A 2365-nucleotide genomic window follows, 5' to 3' on the forward strand; every position below is an offset into this window, starting at 1 on the left:
CCGTAGGTGTCGATGAGGAAACCGTCGACCCAGTCCGTCAGTGCGTCCAGTTCGTCCTCGTACTCCTCGCCCTCCAATTCCAGGATCGGGCGCACCGGCGGGCGGACCGAGGGCTAGACCGCTTCCGGCCCGTCCTCCTCGTCCCGCGGGACGGGCGGGGCGAGGGGCCGCAGCCAGAGCCAGCCCAGGAAGAACAGGCCGAGGGCCAGCATGCCCAGCCCGGTCCAGAGGTTGATGTTGACGCCCTGGGCCTTGTCCAGGTCGGCGTCGGAGGCCGTCAGCCCGGCTATGGTGACGATCACTCCGTACAGGGTGAAGAGCCCGCCGATGATCCGGCGGATGTCGAAGAGCCGGGCCGCCGTGGCGGACTTCTTCTCCAGCTCGGAGACTTCGCGTTGCAGTTCAGACATGGTCCTGGCCTCCGATCAGAGCGAGTAGGGCACGTAGCAGAGTGCGGCGAGGACCACCGCTCCCCAGCCGAGCAGCGCGGGCCTGCGGTACCAGGCGCCGTCGCCCTCGCCGGGCGCCTCCTCCAGACCGGGCGAGGCCGTCCCGTACACCAGGCCGGCGAGCTCGGCCTCGGGCTTGGGGGCGGTGAAGAGCGTCACCACGACCATGGTGATCGCACCGGCGGCGAAGCCGACGATCGCGGAGACGAAGTTGGCGCCCTGGTCGGTGGGTATGGAGACGACGCCCTGCTTGTAGATCCAGAAGTAGTTGACCATCGCGGCGGTGGTGCCCGCGACGAGCCCCCAGACACCGGACTTCATGGACGCGCGCTTCCAGAACATCCCGATGACGAAGACCACGAACATGGGCACGTTGAAGAAGGAGAACAGCGTCTGGAGGTATCCCATGATGTTGGAGAAGCTGGACGCGATGAACGCGGTGCCGATCGAGGCCAGCACACCGACGGCGGTGATCAGCCGGCCGAAGCGCAGGTAGTACGCGTCGGGCCGGTCCTTCTTCACGTACTTGGACCAGATGTCGTAGGTGAAGACGGTGTTGAACGACGACACGTTGGCCGCCATGCCCGCCATGAAGGCGGCGAGCAGACCGGTGACGGCGATACCGAGCACACCGTTGGGCAGCAGCTCCTGCATCAGATACGGGATGGCGTCGTTGTACGTCAGGTCGGAGCCCGGGGTGCCGATCTTCGGCACCAGGGCGGCGGCGACCAGGCCCGGGATCATCACCAGGAAGACGATGAACATCTTGGGGAAGGCGGCGATCAGCGGGGTGCGCCGGGCGGCGCTGAGGTTCTTCGCGGACAGGGCGCGCTGGACCTCGGCGAAGTTGGTGGTCCAGTAGCCGAAGGAGAGCACGAAGCCGAGCCCGAGGATGATCGTCAGCCAGTTGGCGCCGAGCGGGTTGCTCTGCCCGATACCGGTGCCGCCCCAGGCGGTGAGGTAGTTGTGGCCGTGCGCGGACTCCAGGTCGTCGCTGAGCGCGCCCCAGCCGCCCACGCGCTTGAGGCCGAGGACGACGAGCGGGATGAGCGCGGCGAGGATCACGAAGAACTGGAGCACTTCGTTGTAGATGGCGGAGGAGAGTCCGCCGACGGTGATGTACGCGAGGACGAAGAGCCCGGCGACGACGATGGCCACCCACTGCGGCCAGCCGAGCAGCGCCTCCACGACGATCGACAGGGCGTAGAGGTTCACGCCCGCGATGAGGATCGCGGCGAAGGCGAAGAGGGCCGAGCTGAGCAGGTGCGCGGAGGCGTCGAAGCGCTGGAGCAGGAACTCCGGCACGGAGCGGACCTTGGAGCGGTAGTAGAACGGCATCATCACCAGGCCGAGGAAGACCATGGCGGGGATGGCGCCGATCCAGTACCAGTGCACGACCGCCACGCCGTACTGGGCGCCGGTCGCGGCCATCCCGAGGATCTCGGTCGCGCCGAGGTTGGCGGCGACGAAGGCGAGCCCGGTCACCCAGGCGGGCAGCGACCGCCCGGAGAGGAAGAAGTCGAGGCTGGTCTTCACACTCGCCCGGGCGGCGAAGCCGATGCCCAGAACGACGACGAAGTAGATCGCCAGAATCGTGTAGTCGAGCCCGTTGGTGGGGAGCCGGAGCCCTGCGGCCAGAGATTGCATACGTACCCGCTTCGTCGAGCGAACTGATCGGAACGGAACCTACGCCTCAGCGGCGAGAAACTGAACACTTTTGTTGGAAGTTTTTGTTTGATTGTGGTGGAGAGTGGGGGTGTCAGGGGGTGAGGGGCCGCTCCCGGTGGCCTGCGGCGCTGTTCCGTATCCCTCGGCACCGTGCCATCGTGAGGCGGCAAGGCCGGTGGTCTGGACCAGACCTGGTCGTCGGTGGTGGGTACGCGCGCAGTGGGAGTCGTGGATGCGTGGGGTTGCGG

General features: G+C 67.1%; 2 protein-coding genes. Both read right to left on the bottom strand.

Annotation, left to right across the window (positions count from 1 at the left end; translation table 11 throughout):
* Nucleotides 1–113: 113 nt before the first annotated feature.
* On the bottom strand, nt 114–410 hold the full coding sequence (locus tag ACJA3G_RS35305; protein WP_406557112.1) for a hypothetical protein: 297 nt from the start codon (nt 408–410) through the stop codon (nt 114–116).
* 15 nt (nt 411–425) lie between these two features.
* Nucleotides 426–2096: a sodium:solute symporter family protein gene (locus ACJA3G_RS35310; RefSeq protein WP_406557113.1), complete on the bottom strand. Its 1671-nt coding sequence runs from the start codon at nt 2094–2096 to the stop codon at nt 426–428.
* Nucleotides 2097–2365: the final 269 nt, after the last annotated feature.

Source organism: Streptomyces sp. YS-3 (genome assembly GCF_045257485.1).
In the GTDB taxonomy this organism is placed as follows: domain Bacteria; phylum Actinomycetota; class Actinomycetes; order Streptomycetales; family Streptomycetaceae; genus Streptomyces.

What these genes read in the sequence shown, in the direction of transcription:
- ACJA3G_RS35305 (WP_406557112.1), bottom strand. Translation starts at nt 410, where the DNA reads ATGTCTGAACTGCAACGCGAAGTCTCCGAGCTGGAGAAGAAGTCCGCC.
- ACJA3G_RS35310 (WP_406557113.1), bottom strand. Translation starts at nt 2,096, where the DNA reads ATGCAATCTCTGGCCGCAGGGCTCCGGCTCCCCACCAACGGGCTCGAC.